At 65.8% G+C, this 19,163-nt stretch carries 20 protein-coding genes; 13 read left to right on the forward strand and 7 right to left on the reverse strand.

Annotated elements, in window-relative coordinates; translation table 11 throughout:
* Nucleotides 1-214: 214 nt before the first annotated feature.
* From TL10_RS26950 to TL10_RS29865, 7 genes are all read left to right on the forward strand, one after another.
* Nucleotides 215-1,237 (forward strand): alpha/beta hydrolase, encoded by a 1,023-nt coding sequence (locus TL10_RS26950; protein ID WP_043988075.1) that lies wholly within the window; start codon nt 215-217, stop codon nt 1,235-1,237.
* 30 nt (nt 1,238-1,267) lie between these two features.
* A complete protein-coding gene (locus tag TL10_RS26955; RefSeq protein ID WP_234711549.1) occupies nt 1,268-2,404 on the forward strand; it encodes an alkene reductase in 1,137 nt (378 codons plus the stop codon).
* Between the two features lie 189 nt (nt 2,405-2,593).
* On the forward strand, nt 2,594-3,805 hold the full coding sequence (locus TL10_RS26960; protein WP_043390495.1) for an acetyl-CoA C-acetyltransferase: 1,212 nt from the start codon (nt 2,594-2,596) through the stop codon (nt 3,803-3,805).
* Nucleotides 3,806-3,820: 15 nt separating this feature from the next.
* A complete protein-coding gene (locus TL10_RS26965; RefSeq protein WP_043988076.1) occupies nt 3,821-5,968 on the forward strand; it encodes a 3-hydroxyacyl-CoA dehydrogenase NAD-binding domain-containing protein in 2,148 nt (715 codons plus the stop codon).
* 166 nt (nt 5,969-6,134) lie between these two features.
* A complete protein-coding gene (locus TL10_RS29850; protein WP_082068104.1) occupies nt 6,135-7,193 on the forward strand; it encodes an EspA/EspE family type VII secretion system effector in 1,059 nt (352 codons plus the stop codon).
* A 38-nt stretch (nt 7,194-7,231) separates the two neighbouring features.
* The gene (locus TL10_RS31070) at nt 7,232-7,663 is read left to right on the forward strand and encodes a hypothetical protein (RefSeq protein ID WP_043988091.1); all 432 of its coding nucleotides are present in this window, start codon (nt 7,232-7,234) and stop codon (nt 7,661-7,663) included.
* Between the two features lie 64 nt (nt 7,664-7,727).
* Nucleotides 7,728-8,306, forward strand: coding sequence for a DUF2510 domain-containing protein (locus TL10_RS29865; RefSeq protein ID WP_052506563.1), 579 nt, complete (start codon nt 7,728-7,730; stop codon nt 8,304-8,306).
* An 855-nt stretch (nt 8,307-9,161) separates the two neighbouring features.
* Here the strand turns inward: TL10_RS29865 and TL10_RS26990 are convergent.
* Genes TL10_RS26990 through TL10_RS27010 form a run of 5 tightly spaced genes read right to left on the reverse strand, consistent with a single transcriptional unit; the run spans nt 9,162 to nt 12,375 of the window.
* Entirely contained in the window at nt 9,162-9,599 is a 438-nt protein-coding gene (locus tag TL10_RS26990; RefSeq protein ID WP_043390499.1) for a TIGR03618 family F420-dependent PPOX class oxidoreductase, read from the reverse strand.
* A 7-nt stretch (nt 9,600-9,606) separates the two neighbouring features.
* Entirely contained in the window at nt 9,607-10,029 is a 423-nt protein-coding gene (locus tag TL10_RS26995) for a PPOX class F420-dependent oxidoreductase (protein ID WP_043988077.1), read from the reverse strand.
* Between the two features lie 57 nt (nt 10,030-10,086).
* Nucleotides 10,087-10,698 carry a class I SAM-dependent methyltransferase gene (locus TL10_RS27000; RefSeq protein WP_043390503.1) on the reverse strand — a complete coding sequence of 204 codons (612 nt, stop codon included), beginning with the start codon at nt 10,696-10,698 and terminating at the stop codon, nt 10,087-10,089.
* 4 nt (nt 10,699-10,702) lie between these two features.
* Nucleotides 10,703-11,128, reverse strand: a complete 426-nt coding sequence (locus tag TL10_RS27005; protein WP_043988094.1) for a pyridoxamine 5'-phosphate oxidase family protein — start codon at nt 11,126-11,128, stop codon at nt 10,703-10,705.
* A 59-nt stretch (nt 11,129-11,187) separates the two neighbouring features.
* Nucleotides 11,188-12,375 carry an FAD-dependent monooxygenase gene (locus TL10_RS27010; RefSeq protein WP_043988078.1) on the reverse strand — a complete coding sequence of 396 codons (1,188 nt, stop codon included), beginning with the start codon at nt 12,373-12,375 and terminating at the stop codon, nt 11,188-11,190.
* Nucleotides 12,376-12,456: 81 nt separating this feature from the next.
* On the opposite strand from TL10_RS27010, the gene TL10_RS27015 reads away from it, so the two are divergent.
* The 3 genes from TL10_RS27015 to TL10_RS27025 all read left to right on the forward strand — a co-directional run bounded on the left by TL10_RS27015 (nt 12,457) and on the right by TL10_RS27025 (nt 15,379).
* The gene (locus TL10_RS27015) at nt 12,457-13,008 is read left to right on the forward strand and encodes a TetR/AcrR family transcriptional regulator (protein WP_043390507.1); all 552 of its coding nucleotides are present in this window, start codon (nt 12,457-12,459) and stop codon (nt 13,006-13,008) included.
* A gap of 121 nt (nt 13,009-13,129) precedes the next feature.
* Nucleotides 13,130-14,146 carry a VWA domain-containing protein gene (locus TL10_RS27020; RefSeq protein ID WP_043390508.1) on the forward strand — a complete coding sequence of 339 codons (1,017 nt, stop codon included), beginning with the start codon at nt 13,130-13,132 and terminating at the stop codon, nt 14,144-14,146.
* Nucleotides 14,147-14,149: 3 nt separating this feature from the next.
* On the forward strand, nt 14,150-15,379 hold the full coding sequence (locus tag TL10_RS27025) for a DUF7373 family lipoprotein (protein WP_052506565.1): 1,230 nt from the start codon (nt 14,150-14,152) through the stop codon (nt 15,377-15,379).
* Between the two features lie 13 nt (nt 15,380-15,392).
* Here the strand turns inward: TL10_RS27025 and TL10_RS27030 are convergent, their stop codons facing one another.
* Nucleotides 15,393-15,698 (reverse strand): type VII secretion target, encoded by a 306-nt coding sequence (locus TL10_RS27030; RefSeq protein WP_043988079.1) that lies wholly within the window; start codon nt 15,696-15,698, stop codon nt 15,393-15,395.
* A gap of 85 nt (nt 15,699-15,783) precedes the next feature.
* Here TL10_RS27030 and TL10_RS27035 point away from each other — a divergent pair, with 85 nt between their 5' ends.
* Nucleotides 15,784-16,773 (forward strand): LLM class F420-dependent oxidoreductase, encoded by a 990-nt coding sequence (locus tag TL10_RS27035; protein WP_043390512.1) that lies wholly within the window; start codon nt 15,784-15,786, stop codon nt 16,771-16,773.
* Nucleotides 16,774-16,783: 10 nt separating this feature from the next.
* Here TL10_RS27035 and TL10_RS27040 read toward each other — a convergent pair whose 3' ends face one another.
* Nucleotides 16,784-17,449: a TetR family transcriptional regulator gene (locus tag TL10_RS27040; RefSeq protein ID WP_043988097.1), complete on the reverse strand. Its 666-nt coding sequence runs from the start codon at nt 17,447-17,449 to the stop codon at nt 16,784-16,786.
* 111 nt (nt 17,450-17,560) lie between these two features.
* Between TL10_RS27040 and TL10_RS27045 the strand changes: the two genes are divergently transcribed.
* Together TL10_RS27045 and TL10_RS27050 are read left to right on the forward strand one after the other, a co-directional pair.
* Nucleotides 17,561-18,376, forward strand: coding sequence for a Coq4 family protein (locus tag TL10_RS27045; RefSeq protein ID WP_043988080.1), 816 nt, complete (start codon nt 17,561-17,563; stop codon nt 18,374-18,376).
* Between the two features lie 42 nt (nt 18,377-18,418).
* Complete coding sequence (locus TL10_RS27050) at nt 18,419-19,141, forward strand: YqjF family protein (protein ID WP_043988081.1); 723 nt, start codon at nt 18,419-18,421, stop codon at nt 19,139-19,141.
* The last annotated feature ends 22 nt before the right edge of the window (nt 19,142-19,163 follow it).

Raw genomic sequence — 19,163 nt, forward strand, 5'->3', positions numbered from 1 at the left:
AAACTCACCGGAGGCCTCCTGATCTGCAACTGTGGCTCTACCGGAGCGAGTGTTCACCCGCCACCGGCAACCCACGTCCGATTGCAGCCCGAGGCCTTCGGCCTCAAGTCGCCTCCATACCGTCTAGCGCGGGCCGGGCTTCCAGCGAACAGCGGCCGCCCAACCGGTGGGTTAGTCTCCTCAAGAATCAAGCAGCGTTGCCTGAGGAGGCCCCATGACCAGCGCCGAACGGATCGACGATCCCTTTGAGGGCTCTGCGCCGGAAACCGCGACGTACACCGGCCCGGAATGGATGGGCAAGGCCAACTGGCATTCGGTCGCAGAGACCTACTTGCTCAAGGCCATGAAGCCGCTCATGTTCCTGCTGACCAAGGTGATGCTGGCCATCAACAAACGGTTTCCGCAGGTCCTGCTGAACCGCGCCTACGACGGCGCCGAGCGCGTCATGCATTGGATGCCGGGCGTGGCCGGTTCGCGGACCGAAAAGGTCGAACTGCCGAACTGCCCGGCGGAATGGGTCTGGAACGAGAGCACCCCTCCGGTCGACGGGCGCGTCATCATCTACTTCCACGGGTCGGCGTTCATCGCGCTCGGCATCAACAGCCACCGGCCGCTGGTCAGCCACATCGCCCGCGACAGCGGCGCGCGTGCTCTCAGCGTCGGGTACCGGCTCTGCCCGCGCAACCTCGTCGAGGAAGCGGTCGACGACGGCGTCGACGCCTACCGCTACGTGCTGGCGCAGGGCGTGAAACCGGAGAACATCGTGTTGGCCGGCGACTCTGCCGGTGGCTTCATCGCGGCGATGACCGCCGTCACGGTGCGCGACCTGGGCCTGACGCCGCCCGCGGGCTGCGTGCTGCTCTCGGCCGCCACCGACAGTGACATGACGCCGAAATATGAAGCAGCCAAACGCATTCCCGACGCCATGTTCCCCATCGACTTCCTGCGGATGATCAGCGAGGTCTTCCTGCTGCGCAATGGTGCCCGCGGCCCGATCCCGTCGCCGGTCGACGCCGACCTGCGCGGCCTGGGTCCGTTCCTGCTGCAGGTGGGATCCGAAGAGGCGCTGCGGCCCGACTCTGAGCTGATGGCCGAGCGGCTCGCGGCGGCGGGAGTGCCGGTGCGGCTGCAGGTCTTCGACCGCGCCGTCCACGTCTTCCAGGCCTTCGCCTTCTCGAACCCCGACGCTCGTCGTGCGGTCCGCGAGCTCACGGAGTTCGTGAAGTCGGTCGCCTAGCGCAACACTCGACGCTACTAACAGCTGGGAATGAACGGGCGCCGTGCGGCGGTTGCCTACTCCGTGACTGCCGATCCCTTCCGTCTTGCCACCGACGCCGCATTGCTCAAGCCAGTTGAGGTCGGTGACACGCTGGCCACCAACCGTCTGTTCATGGCGCCGCTGACCCGGTCGCGGGCTGACGCCGACGGCACACCGTCGGACCTGGCCGCCGAGTACTACTCGCAGCGCGCCGCCGCCGGGCTCATCATCTCCGAGGCCACCGCCATCTCGCGGAGCGCCAACGGCGCCTACATGAACACCCCCGGCATGTACACCGACGGGCACCAGGCCAAGTGGGCCGAGATCGCGCAGGCCGTGCACGGCGCCGACGGGAAGATGTTCGTGCAGCTGTGGCACGTCGGCCGCATGGCGCATTCGGAGATCAGCGGTGCCACGCCGGTCGCGCCGTCGGCCGTCGCCGCCGACATGGTCACCCACACACCCACGGGCAAGAAGCCTCTGGAGATCCCACGGGCGCTCGACATCGAGGAGATCCCCGGGATCGTCGCCGACTTCCGTGCCGCCGCGCGTCGCGCGATCGACGCCGGGATGGACGGTGTGGAGATTCACGGCGCCAACGGTTACCTGTTGCACGAGTTCGCGTCCGATGTGGTCAACCAGCGCACCGATGCGTATGGCGGATCGCCGGAGAACCGGGCCCGGCTGACTGCCGAGGTCGTCGAAGCCGTCGTGGCCGAGATCGGAGCCGGGCGGGTCGGGTTGCGGATCTCTCCCGGGAACCCTGCCGGAGACATGCACGAGGACGACGCGTTCAGCGCGTACGAGGCCCTGCTGAACCGGATCGACCCGCTCGGTATCGCCTACCTACACGTGCTCATCGACCCCACCGAGGGTCTGTTCGGTGCGATCCGCGCACTGTGGTCGGGGACCTTCGTACTCAATACGGGCCGGGGGTCGGGCACCGATTTCTGCCAGCTGAACAGCTTCGTCGACCTGGGTGCCGTCAGTGCCGTCGCGGTCGGGCGGTCCTTCCTGGCCAACCCTGACCTGGTCGACCGGCTGATCCTGGGGGCCGAGCTCAACGAGCCTGACGTGGCGACGTTCTATGCGCCTGGTCCCGTCGGCTACATCGACTATCCGACCCTCACCGAGGCTGTCGCTTAACTCGCGGCGCAGTGGCCACTTATTGCACGTCAGGTCGTCCAGAACGTGCAGTAAGTGGCCTTTTGCGTTCGTCTGGTCACTCTCCCAACCACCTGGTTGGGAGGGCCTGTTACGCTTCCGGGCAGGGGACCGTCGACCTGCTGGTGGGCGCACCCACAACCCCATCTCAATAGGACCTGGAGCAAACACATGTCCGAAGAAGCCTTCATCTATGAGGCCATTCGCACGCCCCGTGGCAAGCAGCGCAACGGTGCACTGAACGAGGTCAAGCCGGTCAACCTCATCGTCGGCCTGATCGACGAAATGCGTCGCCGCAATCCCGACCTCGACGAGAACCTGATCAGCGACGTCATCATGGGCGTCGTCTCGCCCGTCGGCGACCAGGGTGGCGACATCGCCCGCACCGCCGCTCTCGTGGCCAAGCTGCCCGAGACCACCGGTGGTTTCCAGCTCAACCGCTTCTGCGCCTCCGGCCTGGAGGCCGTGAACCTGGCCGCCCAGAAGGTCCGTTCCGGCTGGGACGACCTGGTGTACGCCGGTGGCGTCGAGTCCATGAGCCGCGTCCCGATGGGTTCGGATGGCGGCGCGTGGGCCGGTGACCCCGAGACCAACTACCGCATCGGCTTCGTCCCGCAGGGCATCGGCGCCGACCTGATCGCCACCATCGAGGGCTTCTCGCGCGAAGACGTCGACGCCTACGCGGTGCGCTCGCAGGAGAAGGCCGCCGCGGCCTGGTCCGGCGGCTACTTCGCCAAGTCCGTCATCCCGGTCAAGGACCAGAACGGCCTGACCATCCTGGACCACGACGAGCACATGCGTCCCGGCACCACCGTCGAGAGCCTCGGCAAGCTGAACTCCGCATTCGCGGGTCTGGGCGCCATGGGCGGCTTCGACGACGTGGCGCTGCAGAAGTACCACTACGTCGAGAAGATCAACCACGTCCACCACGGTGGCAACAGCTCGGGCATCGTCGACGGTGCCGCGCTGGTGCTGATCGGTTCGGAGGCCGCCGGCAAGTCGCAGGGCCTGACCCCGCGCGCCCGCATCGTGGCCACCGCCACCAGCGGTGCCGACCCGGTCATCATGCTGACCGGCCCCACCCCGGCCACCAAGAAGGTCCTGGACCGCGCCGGCCTGACGGTCGACGACATCGACCTGTTCGAAATCAACGAGGCTTTCGCCTCGGTGGTGCTCAAGTTCCAGAAGGACCTGAACATCCCGGACGAGAAGCTGAACGTCAACGGTGGCGCCATCGCGATGGGCCACCCGCTGGGCGCCACCGGCGCCATGATCACCGGAACCATGGTCGACGAGCTCGAGCGCCGCGGTGCCAAGCGTGCCCTGGTCACGCTGTGTATCGGCGGCGGCATGGGCGTTGCCACCATCATCGAGCGCGTCTAGGGAGATTGAAAAACAATGGCTGAGAAGACAATTCAGTGGGACAAGGATGCCGACGGCATCGTCACCCTGACGATGGACGACCCGACCGGGTCGGCCAACGTGATGAACGAGCACTACAAGGAGTCGATGCACTACGCGGTGCAGAGCCTGCTTGCTGAGAAGGACTCCATCACCGGCGTCGTCATCACCAGCGCGAAGAAGACCTTCTTCGCCGGTGGTGACCTCAAGGGCATGATGCAGATCGGTCCGGACGACGCCGGCGAGGCGTTCTCCATGGTCGAGGACATCAAGGCCGACCTGCGCGCCCTGGAGACCCTGGGCAAGCCCGTCGTGGCCGCCATCAACGGCGCCGCCCTCGGCGGTGGCCTGGAGATCGCCCTCGCGTGCCACTACCGCATCGCGGCAGACGTCCGCGGCAGCCAGATCGGCCTGCCCGAGGTCACTCTGGGCCTGCTGCCCGGCGGTGGCGGCGTCGCCCGCACCGTCCGCATGTTCGGCATCCAGAAGGCCTTCATGGAGATCCTGAGCCAGGGCACCCGGTTCACCCCAGCCAAGGCGCAGGCCACCGGCCTGGTCAACGAGCTCGTCGACACCGTCGAGGAACTGATCCCCGCCGCCAAGGCATGGATCAAGGCCAACCCCGAGGGCGGCGTGCAGCCGTGGGACGTCAAGGGCTACAAGATGCCCGGCGGCACCCCGTCGAGCCCGGGCCTGGCCGGCATCCTGCCGTCGTTCCCGGCTCTGCTGAAGAAGCAGCTCAAGGGTGCTCCGATGCCCGCGCCGCGCGCCATCCTGGATGCCGCCGTCGAGGGTGCGCAGGTCGACTTCGACACCGCGTCGCGCATCGAGAGCCGCTACTTCACCACCCTGGTCACCGGCCAGACCGCGAAGAACATGATCCAGGCGTTCTTCCTGGACCTGCAGGCCATCAACGGCGGCGCCTCGCGTCCGCAGGGCATCGCCAAGCAGGACATCAAGAAGATCGGTGTCCTCGGCGCGGGCATGATGGGCGCCGGTATCGCCTACGTGTCGGCCAAGGCCGGCTACGAGGTCGTCCTCAAGGACGTCACGCAGGAAGCCGCCGACAAGGGCAAGAACTACTCCGAGAAGATCGAGGCCAAGGCCCTCGAGCGTGGCAAGACCTCTCAGGAGAAGTCCGACGCGCTGCTGGCCCGGATCACCCCGACCGCTGACCCGCAGGATCTCAAGGGCGTCGACTTCGTCATCGAGGCCGTGTTCGAGAACCAGGAACTCAAGCACAAGGTGTTCCAGGAGATCGAGGACATCGTCGAGCCCAACGCGCTGCTCGGCTCGAACACCTCCACCCTGCCGATCACCGGTCTCGCGACCGGCGTGAAGCGCCAGGAGGACTTCATCGGTATCCACTTCTTCTCGCCGGTCGACAAGATGCCGCTGGTGGAGATCATCAAGGGCGAGAAGACCTCTGACGAGGCGCTGGCCCGGGTGTTCGACTACACCCTGGCCATCAAGAAGACCCCGATCGTCGTCAACGACAGCCGCGGCTTCTTCACCTCGCGCGTGATCGGCACCTTCGTCAACGAGGCGCTGGCCATGCTGGGCGAGGGCGTCGCGCCCGCGTCCATCGAGCAGGCCGGTTCGCAGGCCGGTTACCCGGCGGCGCCGCTGCAGCTTTCGGATGAGCTCAACCTGGAGCTCATGCACAAGATCGCCGTGGCTTCCAAGGAAGGCGTCGAGGCCGAGGGTGGCACCTACGTCGGGCACCCGGCCGAGGCTGTCGTCGAGAAGATGATCGAGCTCGGTCGCCCGTCGCGCTTGAAGGGTGCGGGCTTCTACGAGTACACCGACGGCAAGCGGACCCAGCTGTGGCCGGGTCTGAAGGACGCCTTCAACTCGGGTTCGGTCGAACTGCCGCTGCAGGACATGATCGACCGCATGCTGTTCGCCGAGGCACTGGAGACCCAGAAGTGCATCGACGAGGGCGTGCTGACCTCGACCGCTGACGCGAACATCGGCTCGATCATGGGTATCGGCTTCCCGCCGTACACCGGTGGTTCGGCGCAGTTCATCGTCGGCTACCAGGGCGAGCTCGGTGTCGGCAAGGAGGCCTTCGTGGCCCGGGCCAAGGAACTGGCCGCCAAGTACGGCGACCGCTTCCTGCCGCCGGCGTCGCTGGAGAGCTAGCCGCTAGCGCAAACAGTCGCGAAAACCCCCAAATCCTCAGGGATTTGGGGGTTTTCGCGTTTGATCGGCGGAGTGGTCGCGGATCCTCGGATGCGGTCAAGACGTAGGTGTCCAGATTGAAAGTCCAGATTGGCTACGATGTAGAGCGAGGGGAACGGGGTGGGTAATGAGTTTTGAAAGCTTCGTGCACGACGCCTTCAAATTTGTCTCGGATACGGCAGGAAAAGTTAAGAACGCTGCCAAGGCGGTTGAGAAGATTGCCGAGAAGGCAGGTTTGCCGAAGATTGTAGGGATAGCGAAAACTGTCGGTAAATACGCAGGAGTGCTAGCTATCGCGCCCACACCCATTCTGAAGGGCGGGCAAAAGATCGTTCAGCAAATGCGACATTGCGCGGGTGAAGGAGATCCGGACGTCGGTGAGGGTTTCGCGAAAGGGGCGCACGGATTTCAAACGTTGCAGAACACGTTGAAGAAAGCTCATCCGAATTCAAGTTGGGACGGTGGTCCGGCGCCGCGGGCGTATGAGCGACGAGTGGTGGCGCAGGAGAAGAGCACTGCCATTTTGTCCGATGCAGACAATCAGGTCGCCACAGCTCTAAGTCAAGAGGCGGGCGAGATCAATGAGGTTCGGCGTAAGTTGGATTCTCAGCATAATTGGCTGGCAGACTACGGAAATTTCACGCAAACCTTTGGTATTATTCCGGTCGTCGGTAAAGAAATTCAGTACGTGCTCGAAACAATGGCGGTCACGTTCGTACTGAACGACACCGCGCACATCATGTGGGATATGCACAATAATGCGAATTCGCATGCTGCAGTCGTGCGCGGCGCGCACGACTTGTACCAGACCGCGGCGGCCAGTGCCACCCAGTCGGACTCCGCAAACGACTTCGATCCGCAATCGAACAGCGCTGAGCAGCGGGTAATTACTCCCGCCGCAATTCGCGCGCTGGCAGGTGTACAGGGTATCGCGGAGAAAAGCGCCGCCGAATCTACCGTGCTGACGGCAGGAGTGAGTGCCAACGTGGGGCAGACCCACGGCTTCATCTGTGCAGTCACCAAAAAGGCCGTGAAAGAGGCGGAAGCTGAACGCGCAACGGCCGGTAAGAACTTAGAAGGCGTGTGTAAAGAACTGGGGGGAAAGTTGCAGCACGCTGCTGGGCGTTACGAACAGGCTGACGCTGACGGGAAAGCCAACATCGACAAGCAGATGCCACCGCGCTGAATTTGGCGGCCAGAGCTGGTTGTAAGAAGGAATTCGAGATGGATGATCAGTGGTCATGGGATGACGATGAAGATGAAGATGAGCTTCAGTACGAGGTTGCTCATTCCGGCGACGGCGATGATGAAGGGGAGGACGAACTTGAGCCCCTTCTCTACACGGCATCGAATCCATCGGGTTCGGTTTGGGTTACCTCTCATCTCAATGGTCGGGTTCACGGAATTGAGCTGGGTTCGAGTGTGACCGCGTTATCAGAGAACGAGCTCGCAGAGGAGATTCGAGTAGTGGCCGAATTGGCCCGGCAGCAGGCTTGCTCTGAACTCCATGCGTTCGTGGTTGAAGGGGTCCGTGATATCGGATACGACCCGGTTCCGATGCGCGATGCGCTGGTGCGCAAGTTGAACATGCCGACGCCCGAGGATGCCGCGGAGGCTGCGCGAGTCGTTCGGGATACATACTGGGGTGGCGGGTAATGAACTACGAGTGGCGGGCCGGTCGAGATTCGCTGTCCATGGTGAGCGATCGGAGCAATAACCGGTGAACAACGTGCCTCAGGGTTGGTATCCCGATCCGAACGGCGGGTCGAACTTGCGCTATTTCGATGGTCAAGCGTGGGCGCCGGCTGACAGCACGGTGCAGGTTGGCGGTGAGAAGAACCGGTCGCCGTGGTTGTGGGTGCTGGGTGGGGTCGCCGTGCTGCTGACTGTATTGATTGTCGGCGGAATTGCGTTGTGGCACATGGTAGGAACCACGATCCCAACCGGTTCGACCGGCAGCAACGAAATCGACAAGTCGTCCCTGCACTCGACGATCATTCCAACTCTGACGTTCCCCGCCGGCTCCAAACAGCGACACATGAGTAATCCAGACCGCTTTGAGGTGTGGGATGTGCCGCTGTCGTATGCGGACACCGTCAACGTTGTCCGTGGTGGATTGCCAACTGGTGCGGCTCTTGATGGGTTGGTGTGGTGCACTGAATCAAGATCCGAGAACCTGACGATATGGAGTTGGGGTACTGCGGCTGACTATCTTTCGGTGCACGCCAGTGGTTCGTCACTTGGCGGGAGTGTCGTCAGCATTGATCGTGAGCCCGATGCCGCAGGTTGTCTTCGATGATTGGCGGCCGCGCCGACGCTAGCTAGCGTCGGCAGCCGCATCGTCCGAAACCGCCAAATCCCCATGGATTTGAGGGTTTTCGCGTTCCCAGACAAGCCCGAGGTGCCAGGGCTCGGGTGCGCGGTGTTTCTCCGGCGCTCCCTGGGACGCGCAGCAACTCGCCCCGCTCGAGGCGTCGTACCCCGTGCGCACGATGCGCCTAGGGAAGGGCTCGACGAGGTCGAGCGGTATGCCGACGTCGTCGCGACCCAGGTTCAGGATCTCGATGGCTTCGTGCTCGTCGGAGACTCTTTCGGCGCTGTCATCAGTCTCACCCTCGCGCTGCGGCGGCCGAGCGGACTACGGGCGTTGGTGCTCTCCGGCGGGTTCGCCGCGAACCCGCTCCCGCGCTGGAGGGCCGTGCTGCGCACTACATTCGAGGACCGGCCTATCGCAATGGCACGTTGCGGTTCCGCGCCCACACGCTCGCCTCGAAGTTCGACCGGGACGCCGAGGTTCCGCACACCGTGAACGACTACCGTCAGCTGTTCGTCGAGAACACGCTGGCAGTGTCCTACAGCGCCCGGGTCGCGAGCGTCATCTCCTTCGATGTGCGTGATCAACGCGCCAAGGTCGATGTCCCGACGTTGCTCATCACCCCGGAAGACGACAAGCTCGTCGGGGAGCGCGCTGCCCGTGAACTACCTGTTGGTCTGCCGGCGGCCCGCGACGTCGTGCTCGCTCGAACCAGGCACATGTTCCGCTTCACTCTCCCCTCCCGAACCTCTACGGCAAGACCATTGTCAATTTCCTCGGCGAAGTCGCATAGTTCGATTGGTGCATGGCGAGTTGGATACCGTTGGTGGAGAGCCGATCTCACCGCGCAGGATTCGAGTATGCGCGTATCGGTGAGATCAGCACTGCGGCGCGACCCTCTTCGCGCATGACGCGGTCGTAGGTGTCCCAGTCGTCGTGCGTCCCGCCGGCGGCGGTGAAGACGTTGCGCAACAACACTCTCAGGGTCTCGGCGTCGGTGTCGTCCGGGCCGATGACCTCGGCGGTGCCTTCCACCGTCAGCCACTGCCAGCCCGCGTGGGCGACCACCGAGGTCCGAGGGTCGGCGCGCAGATTGCGCAGCTTGCGGGTGGACCCGATCGCGACGAGCGCGACGACCGGCTCCCCGGTGTTTGGATGCGGCATCACGCCGGCATTGACGACCGAGGACTGGATGCTGCCGTCATCGCGCAGGGTGTTCAGCACACAGAGCCCGTGATCACGTGCGGACAGCTCGGAGAAAGCAGAAAGGTCGGTCACGGCGTCCTCAATCCGCCACGTCGAACGCGGCAATGACTTGCGTCGGTTTTACCCGGACGACGAGTTCGCCGGGTACAGCGTTGCGCCGGCCGAATTCCTCGGCGCGGTCGGCGCCCATGTAGCGGCCGCCGGTACGGGTGGCGATATCGAGAAGCTCGTCTGGGTCCTCGCTGATCGACGCGACGCCCTGAACTTGGACGAACGCATAGGGCGGGGACGTGTCATCGACACACAACACCACGCGTGGGTCGCGCGCCAACGCCCGCCCCTTGGCGGTGTCCTTGCCAGTGTTGAACACCAGCGTGTCCTCATCCACGACGAACCACACGGGTGCGGACAAGGGCCGGCCGTCGGCCGCAACCCAGCCGAGCACTGCGGTGCGCGTGCCTTCGGAGAGAAAAGCGATCACATCGTCGGAAAGTTCGCCCATGCGGCCACGCTACGCCCGGGCGCCGACGCCCTGATTCCGGCGGCTGACCGCGCAGACTCAGGTGCGCCGCCGGGCGAACAGGTAGTACCGCGCCGGGTTCTTGCCATTGTGGTCCAGCCCCGGCTCGTCGCCGCTGTCAAGCAGCGTCCACCCGAGCGCGAACCGTCGCTGCACCTCCGCCGGATCGATCCCCGGCACCCCGAACGAGGCGTCCGGGACAAACGCCACGATCAGCAGCCGCGCGTCCGGGGCCGCGACCGCGGTCACCTCGCCCACGTAGGCATCGCGGTCGTCGGCGCTCATCCCGTGCAGGCACCCGTTGTCCACGATCAGCGTGAAATCCGCGCCGATGCCCTGGCCGGTGAGCCGGGTGGCGTCGGCCTGGTCGAACCGGACCGTCCCCGGCGCGGAGTCGGCCCGCTTGGCGGCCTTGGCCCGCGCCTTCTGCACTGCGTTTGCGACGTAGTCCACTCCGGTGACGTCCCAGCCGAGCCCGGCCAGATACAGCGCGTTGTCGCCGGTGCCGCAACCGATGTCGAGCGCTGTGCCCGGAGGTAGGGCACCGTCACCCTCGACCAGCTCACGCAGGCTGGTGGCTAGCGGATGACCGTCCCATGGAGTGAATCCGAGCCGGTAGAAGGCCCGGAACAAGCGCTGCCGGGACGACATGGCATCACAGCGCCCCGAGGTCGGCCGACAGCCAGTGCTTCGGGTCGACGGTGACGATCACGCTGGGACCGTGGGCGTCCCGGGCGACCTCCAGGTACGCCGGGGCTTTTTCTTCACCGAGGTACCGCACGGCCATCTCGACCAACTGCTCGTCGGTGCCCGGCTCGATGCTGAGCACCGGGCCGTCGACCGCGACGTAGCGGACCGTCGGATCCAGACGCTCGGCCATCAGCGACAGGTGCCCCGCTGCCTCGATCAGCTTGTGCTTACGGGAGCCGAGTCCGGTGAGCAGCCACAACTTGCCGCCGGGCGTGTACTGGTACCAGATCGGCACCGTCAGGGGGCCGCGGTCCGCACCGGCGTTGACCGACAGTGCCCCGATGTGTGGTTCGGCCAGAAATTGTTCGCGTTCATCTTTGGAAAGCGCCATGGGATCCAACGTAGCGAAAATGTGTGACACCGCAGCGGCTTCCGCCACACGCGATGACGTCAGTTCGGCAGCGGCATGGTGTCGTACAGCCTGACGCCCTTCGCGTTGAGCCGGGCCAGCCGCTGCGTCAGGCCGCTCGGCAAGAGCGAGACGGTGCGTGCGGCGCCGAGGAGTGCCCTTGTGCCCCAATCTGATCCGGGCACAATGGCCTTCGCGTTGACCCGCGCCATGGTGCGGCTGCCTGCCACCGGAGCGGCCATGGTCCGTTCGTAGGCGGCGAACGCGGCAGTGTGGTCGCCGCGTGCCGTGATCAGGGCGTGCGCCAGGACGTACGCCCCGTACACCGCCAGGCTGGTGCTGCCACCGACAGCGGGCCCCGGGCAGTACCCGGCGTCACCCACGAGCGTGACGCGCCCACGCGACCAGGTGCTCATCTCCAGTTGGGTGATCGCGTCGAAATAGAAGGCCGGAGTACGGTCCGTTTCCTGCAGCCAGTAGTCGACTTCGGGCGCCAGCCCGGCGAAGGCCGCCCGCAGCTGCCGCTGTTGGCCGGCGACGTCGCGGTAGTGGTAGTCCAAGGGCTGCTGCGTCCGGAACATGAAGACCGCGCGAGCGTCGTCGAGGTGGTCGGCGGTATAGATCATGGCGATCCGCCGGGGCGCCAGGTATCCGCTCATCTCGCCTTTGGGCGCAAGCACTTTCGGCACGGAGACCACCGCCAGGTACCCGCCGAGGAACCGTTCCCGCACCTGGTCGCCGAAGGTCAGTCGGCGCACTCCCGAGTGCAGGCCGTCGGCGCCGATCACGAGGTCGTACCGCTCCGGGGCGCCGTGCTCGAATGTCACCTCTCCGGTGTCGGTGATGGACGTGATCTGGTCTCCGAAGCGGAACTCTGCATCGTCGCGGACGGCGTCGTAGTAGGCCTCGCTGAGGTCGTCCCGCATGATCTCGACATGCCGGTCGGACATGGCCGCGAGGAGCTTGACGTAGTCGACGTTTGTCCACCGAGTGCTGGGCGGACGGTTGAGGGCAAGCATGGTGGTCCCGGTGGCGCGCGACTCGATGCGGTCCAACACGCCCATGCGCTCGGAGATCTCCATCGCGGGCCGGAACAGGTCGACGGCATGGCCGCCGGTCTTGCGCAGCGCGGGCGCGCGTTCGACCACCGTCACGTCGAAGCCGTTGCGGGACAGCCAGTAGGTCAGAACCGGGCCGGCGATGCTGGCGCCGGAGATGAGCACCTTCATGGATTCCTCCGAGTTTACTTAACGGTCGGTAAGTGGATGTGCGGTCAGCTTACCTGCCGTTAAGTAAGTTAGGGTGGCTCCGTGGCCAGAACTCCGTCCGATACCCGGCTGCGCATCCAGGACGTGGCGCGCGAGCTATTCGGACAGAAGGGCGTGCAGCGGACCAGCCTGCAGGACATCGCCGATCGGCTCGGAATCAGTAAACCCGCGCTGTACTACCACTTCAGTTCGCGCGAGGACCTGGTGCGCAGCATCCTGCAGCCGCTGGTCGACGAGGGTGAGGAGTTCGTGGCCGCCCAGGAACGCCTGCGCGGGTCCGCCCGGGCCACGCCCCGTGAGCTGCTACAGGGCTACTTCGACTTCCACTACCGGCACCGCGCCGACCTGTTGCTGATCGTCACCGACCTGACCACGCTCGCCGATCTGGGGCTGATCGACAGCATGCTGGCGTGGCGCGAGCGGCTCGGCAAGCTGGTCTTCGGGCGTCGGCCCACCCTCGAGCAGTCCACCCGGGCCGTCATCGCATTCGGCGGTCTGCAGGACTGTTGCCTGCAGTTCCCGGACGTCCCGGCCGACCAGCTGAGACGGGCGACGGTCGACGGCGCGATGGCCGCGCTCGGGCTGCCGGACTGAGGGCCGTCGCGTCGACCACAGCCGGCCAGGATGTCGCATCCAGAACCCCGCAAGGCGGCGTCGGTACGATTGCCCCATATCGGTCTGAGCGATCGACGTCGAACGCAACGGAGAGTGCCTGTTGGAGATCCCCTTTGTCGGGCCACTGACGCTGTCCGGGTTCTCCAGTGCGTGGTTCTTCCTCTATCTGATCGCCGTCATCGGGGCCGTCGCGATCTACCTGCTGCTGCGCAAGGCGCGGCGCAAGCGGGTGCTGCGGTTCGCCAACACCGAGCTGCTGGAGCAGGTCGTCGCGGCCCGTCCGAAGACGCAGTCGCGGTGGCGGCATGTGCCGGCGGTGTTGCTGGTGACCTCGCTGGTGCTGCTCACCACCGCCATGGCCGGACCGACCCACGACATCCGGATTCCGCGTAACCGCGCCGTCGTCATGCTCGTCATCGACGTCTCCGAGTCGATGATCGCCACCGACGTCAAACCCAGTCGCATCGAGGCGGCGAAAAGCGCAGGCAAGACGTTCGTGAAGGGCCTGACCAACGGGATCAGCGTCGGCCTGGTCCAGTTTTCCTCCAGCGCAACGATGTTGGTGGCCCCGACCAGTGATCACGACGTCGTGGCGCGAACCATCGAGACTCTGGAGCCGTCACCGCGCACCGCGACCGGCGAAGGCATCTTCACGGCGTTGCAGGCCATCGCCACCCTCGATGCGGTGATGGGTGGCGGTGACGGTCCGCCGCCTGCCCACATCGTGTTGATGTCGGACGGTAAGGAAACCGTGCCGGCGGACCCGAACGACCCCCGCGGCGCACTGACAGCGGCGCGGGCGGCCAAGGACCAGGACGTCGTGATCTCGACGATCTCGTTCGGCACGCCGTCGGGCGTCATCACCTACGAGGGTCAGGAAGTGCCGGTCCCGACCGACGACCTGTCGCTGCAGAAGATCGCGAAGGTGACCGGCGGCGAGTCGTTCCGCGCCGAGACCCTCGACCAGCTGACCCGCGTCTACGCCAATCTGCAGGAGCAGATCGGCTACCAGACCATCCGCGGCGACGCCAGCGGCAGCTGGACGCGAGTCGGATTCTTCGTGCTGGTGTTGGCGTTGTTCGCGGGCCTGAAGATCAACAACCGACTGCCGGGCTGAGCCATGGCCCGCCGGTTGATCGCGGTGTCGCTTGCGGCGCTGGTCGTGGCCGGCTGTGCCAACACCGAGCCCGGGCAGGCCGAGAAGCAGGGCGGCGGGCCGCCGTCGTCCGCCGTAGACGCGACCCTGCTCGGCAGCGGGAACTTCCCGGTGACGCCGACACCTCCGCTGGGCACGGCGGGAGCGGCGTCCACCGGGGCGCAGATCGACGCGCGGCGGATGGCTGACGACGTTGTCGGGCCCTGGGAGATCGATCCGCAGATGGTGGTGCCCGGTGAATCGCGGGCCGTCGTGATCACCGGAGCACCGGCCCTCGGCACGATCCTGCCCGCCGCCGTGGCGAGCACCGTCACCGCCCACCACATGCTGTACGGCTTCGCATCCGACCGGCAGGACCCCGACCAGTGGCGGTTGATGAACGGCGTCCTGCGGTTCCCTGACCCCGCCGCCGCCGTTGCGGCGGCCGCGGATCTGGCCGGTGCGGTCGCCGGGCTGTCGCCGACGGTGAATCACCCGGTACCGATCACCGGGCATCCGGACGCGCGCGCCGCGACCTACAGCTCGAACCTGAACACCGGCCCGGATCAGCCGGTCACGCTGTACTCGTTCACGCCGCACGGTCCGTATGTCCTCACCCAGCTGGTTTACGGGCCGGACCAGGGCGATGCCGCGGCGGCCGTCGGCGTTGCGTTGGACGCGCAGGTGCCGCGCATCGACCAGTTCGTACCGACCGACCCGGCGAAGCTACCAATGCTTGCCGTGGATCCGTCGGGCTTGTTGTCGCACACCATGTCGCCGCCGACTTTCCCTGATCCGCCGTCCTCGCGGCTGCCGGACGCCAAGATCGGCAGCTACCTGCCGCGGGCCGCGTTGCACTTTCAGGACGAGCCGTCCGGCGCCGCACCGTTGTTCGCGGCTGCGGGCCTGCAGGAGATGACCTACAACCAGACGATCGTCTATCGCGTGAAAGATGCGGCGGCCGCGAAGAAACTGGTCGATGACCTGGCCGACCTCACCGCGCGTGTCGAGGTGTCGGCGCATCCGGCCAATGCGGTCGATTTCCTGCCGGGCAGCCGGTGCGTGCAATCCGAGATCGACCCGACGATGACCAACGGTTCGATGTTCTATTGCTTTGCGGCGCTGAACAATACCGTCATCGCAGTGCGCAATGCCGATGCCACTGGGGCACGTCAGGAGACGGCGGCGCAGTACAAGATGCTGCTGGCCCCGTAGGGCCGCGGGCTGATCAGCGTCCCGGCATGGTCTTGCCGATGGCGCTACCTGACGTGGCATCGGTGTTCTGGTACTTGGTCGCCGCGGTGCGCAGTGAGTCGGCGTACCCCGTGACCGCCTTCCCGAGGTTCTGGCCGTCGGTGTTCAGCAGCGGGCCGACGCGTTGGCAGGCGGCCCCGGTCGCGAGCCCGGACATGCCGGACGCGGCCGAATTCAGCGGCTCGCCCGGCTTGAGGTCGGAGACGGCGGAACCGCACGACGCCATGGTGCTCGCCGCGGCTGTCAGAACCTGCGGGTCGACGCGCAATTCGGGTGCCATTTCTTCAGCCTAAGGCCGCGGCGGCGTGGTCCCCGACGCTGTTTCTTTGCCCCGTTTGATCGTCGTACGGCCTAAAGTCGGGGCCATGCGCTTCGGACTGTTCATCCCGCAAGGTTGGCGTCTCGATCTGGTGGGGATCGCCCCGCAGGATCAATGGCAGGTGATGCGCGACCTCGCCGCGTACGCCGACGCCGGACCGTGGGATTCGCTGTGGGTGTACGACCACTTCCACACCGTGCCGATGCCGACCGCGGAGGCCACGCACGAGGCATGGACGTTGATGGCGGCCTACGCGGCGACCACCAATCGCATCAAGCTGGGCCAGATGTGCACGGCGATCAGCTACCGCAACCCCGCATATCTGGCGAAGGTCGCCGCGACCACCGACATCATCTCGGGCGGCCGGGTGCAGATGGGCATCGGCGGCGGCTGGTACGAACATGAGTGGCGCGCTTACGGTTACGGTTTCCCGTCGGCCGGGGTACGGCTGGCCCGGCTCGACGAAGGTGTGCAGATCATGCGCGCGGCCTGGCGCGACGGCGTGGTGAGCTTCGCCGGCAAGCACTACCAGGTCGACGGTGCCATCGTGCAGCCCAAGCCGTTGCAGACCGGCGGTATTCCGCTGTGGATCGCGGGCGGCGGGGAGAAGGTGACGCTGCGGATCGCCGCGAAGTACGCGCAGTACACCAACTTCACCTCCGAGCCCGACGGTTTTGCGCACAAATCCGAAGTGCTGCAACAGCATTGCCGCGAGGTCGGCACCGACTACGACGGTATCGTCAGGTCGGCCAACTTCAACGTCGTGATCGGCGACTCCGAGGCCGACGTCGCGGCCCGCATCGCGCGCATCCGCGAGCGGCAGGTCGCCGTTGCGCATGAGGCTGCCGTCGACGCGATGGTCAAGAACCTGACCTCGCCCGACTCTGCCTGCGGCACAACCGAACAGGTCATCTCGAAGCTGCAGAAGATCAAAGATCTCGGGTGTGAGTACGCGATCCTGTATTTCCCGGAAGCCGCGTACGACCGGTCGAGCATCGAGGCATTCGAGCGCGAGGTCATCCCCGCGCTGAGTTAGGGCGTCGTCGCTACTGCGGAAACACCGGCTCTGCTGCCGGTGGTTCGGCGAGCAACGCCGGTAACACGAAGACCCGGACATATCGACGTACCTGGGCCGCGTCGTCGGCCCCGGGGATCACATCCATCAGCAGGCTCAATGCCACGCCCAGGACGTACTGTGCAGCGTCGGCGGGTTGCAGTCCCGGCCGCATGCTGATCACCTGCGCTTTGAACAGGCCCTCGTACATCGAGCCGAGTAGGGTGACCAGGTTCGGCGCCGTCACGATAAGCGTTGCGACGCTTGACTTCTCGTCGTGCTCGGACAGGACCCGCAGAATCGGATTCTGACGTACCTCGGTGGCGACGATGACGAGCGACTCGGTCATGATCTCGGCGAGGTCGTGCAGCATCAGTAACCGGGCGGCCATCTGGGTTATCTGGGTCAGCGTCACGCGGACCACGAGGGCCTCCAGCAGTTGATCGCGGTTGCGAAAATGCCGGTACATCACAGCCCTGCTGTATCCAGCTTCCAGGGCGATGGCCTCCATCGTGGTCGCCGCGAAACCTTGCCGGATGAAGAGTCGTTCCGCGGCATCCAGGATCTGGGTTTGCGCCTGTGGTGCGCTGTTTCCGCCTCCCGTGGGGCGGCCCCGGCCGCGCTTGGGGGCGGGGCTGTCCATTGTGTTCCGCGCCATCACCACATTCTTCAGCACATGACCAATATGTTGACATATGTCGTCGTGTGTCTGATTATCGAATTCGGTTGAATCGCTCAATGTGGAGGCTGGATTCAGGTGAATGCACATGTGCCAGGGCCGACCGAATATGGACGCAGCGGCGGCGTTGTCCCAGATAAGACGACGTGGACGCCGTGGTTGAAAGCCTGGCGAATGCTCATCGACGCCAAATATCACACCGATATCTACGAGGCCTTCCTCGGCATGGAAGCGCCCATCCTCGCGCGCGCCTACTACCAGGTGCGGTCGCATCCCAACGGGCGCAAGCTCTTCCGGGACAAGCCAGATCTGCTCGCTGTGCTGAACGACCGGGAGTACCTGGCGTCGCTGCCGTTCGGCAGTCTCGGCCACGCCTACCTGAGCTTCCTCAACACCAACAAGCTCGATGCGGGCGTTTTCGGCGAGGCCGAGACCATCCGGCCCATCGCCGAGAAGAACAACTGGGACGACGACTTCTACTACATGGTCGTGCGCGGCACCGCGCTGCACGACATGTTCCACACCATCGGGGGCTACGGCCCGGACATCGCAGGCGAGATGGCCAACATCGGATTCCATTGCGGGCAAATGGAACCCGCCGGACCGTTGGAGAAGCTGGGCTGGTTCGGTGCTCTCACGCTGCCGGGTGCGCCGGTGCCGTTCAAGTTGCGGTACTACCGCCAAGCCGTCGAGCGTGGCCGAAGGGCCGATCTGCTGATGGCGGCGCCATGGGAAGCGCTGCTGCCGAAACCGTACGGCGCGGTCCAGCGGACGCTCGGAGTGGCACCCGTCGAAGTGGCCCACCCCCAGGGCCGGTGGGTCACGGACTGGACTCCGCCGAGCATCACTCCGCCCACCGCGTGGAACTACGAACGGATCCTGGCCGCCGGCCCCGCGGCCGCGTGACCTCGACTGGCGGCCGAGCCGTCGGGCGGGTGAGATGACAACGTGAGCGACTTCCTGGTCGACGCCCCGCCGCTGCCGCTGCCGGTGTGGGTCGAACAGTTCTGGGGCGACCTCACGTTCCTGCACTGGCCGGTCGACCCGGCGACCGTCGCGCACCTGTATCCGCCTGGCACCGAGCCGGACGTCTTCACCGACGGGCTGACGTACGTCGGCCTGATCCCGTTCGTCATGCACCGCTCCGCGGTGGCCGGCAGAGTGCCGTTGCCGTACTTCGGCGCCTTCGCCGAAACCAACGTGCGGCTGTATTCGGTGGACGCCGCGGGCCGGCACGGCGTGCTGTTCCGGTCGCTCGAGACGACGCGGCTGGCGGTCGTCGGGATGACGAGGCTCGGCATGGGCGTGCCGTACACCTGGGCCAAGCTGCGGGTCACCCGCACCGGTGACCGGATCACCTACGCGGGCACGCGCCGGTGGCCGGAGCGAGGCCTGCGCAGCCTCGCGCAGGTGGCGATCGGGGAGCCCGTCGAACCCACTGCGTTGGAGGTGTGGCTGACCGCTCGGTGGGGCGCGCACACCCGCAAGGCAGGCCGGACGTGGTGGGTCCCCAATGCGCATCCGACCTGGCCGCTACGGCAGGCCGAGTTGATCGAGCTGACCGACGATCTGGTGCCCGCCAGCGGAGTGGTGCCGGTGGGGCCGCCGTTGCGCCCGCTGTTCTCGCCGGGCGTGCAGGCCCGTTTCGGGCGGCCCACCGCGCTCCGCTGACCTTTACCCGAAGGTGTCTGAT

The sequence above is a fragment of the Mycolicibacterium llatzerense genome (assembly GCF_000878195.1).
Lineage (GTDB): Bacteria > Actinomycetota > Actinomycetes > Mycobacteriales > Mycobacteriaceae > Mycobacterium > Mycobacterium llatzerense.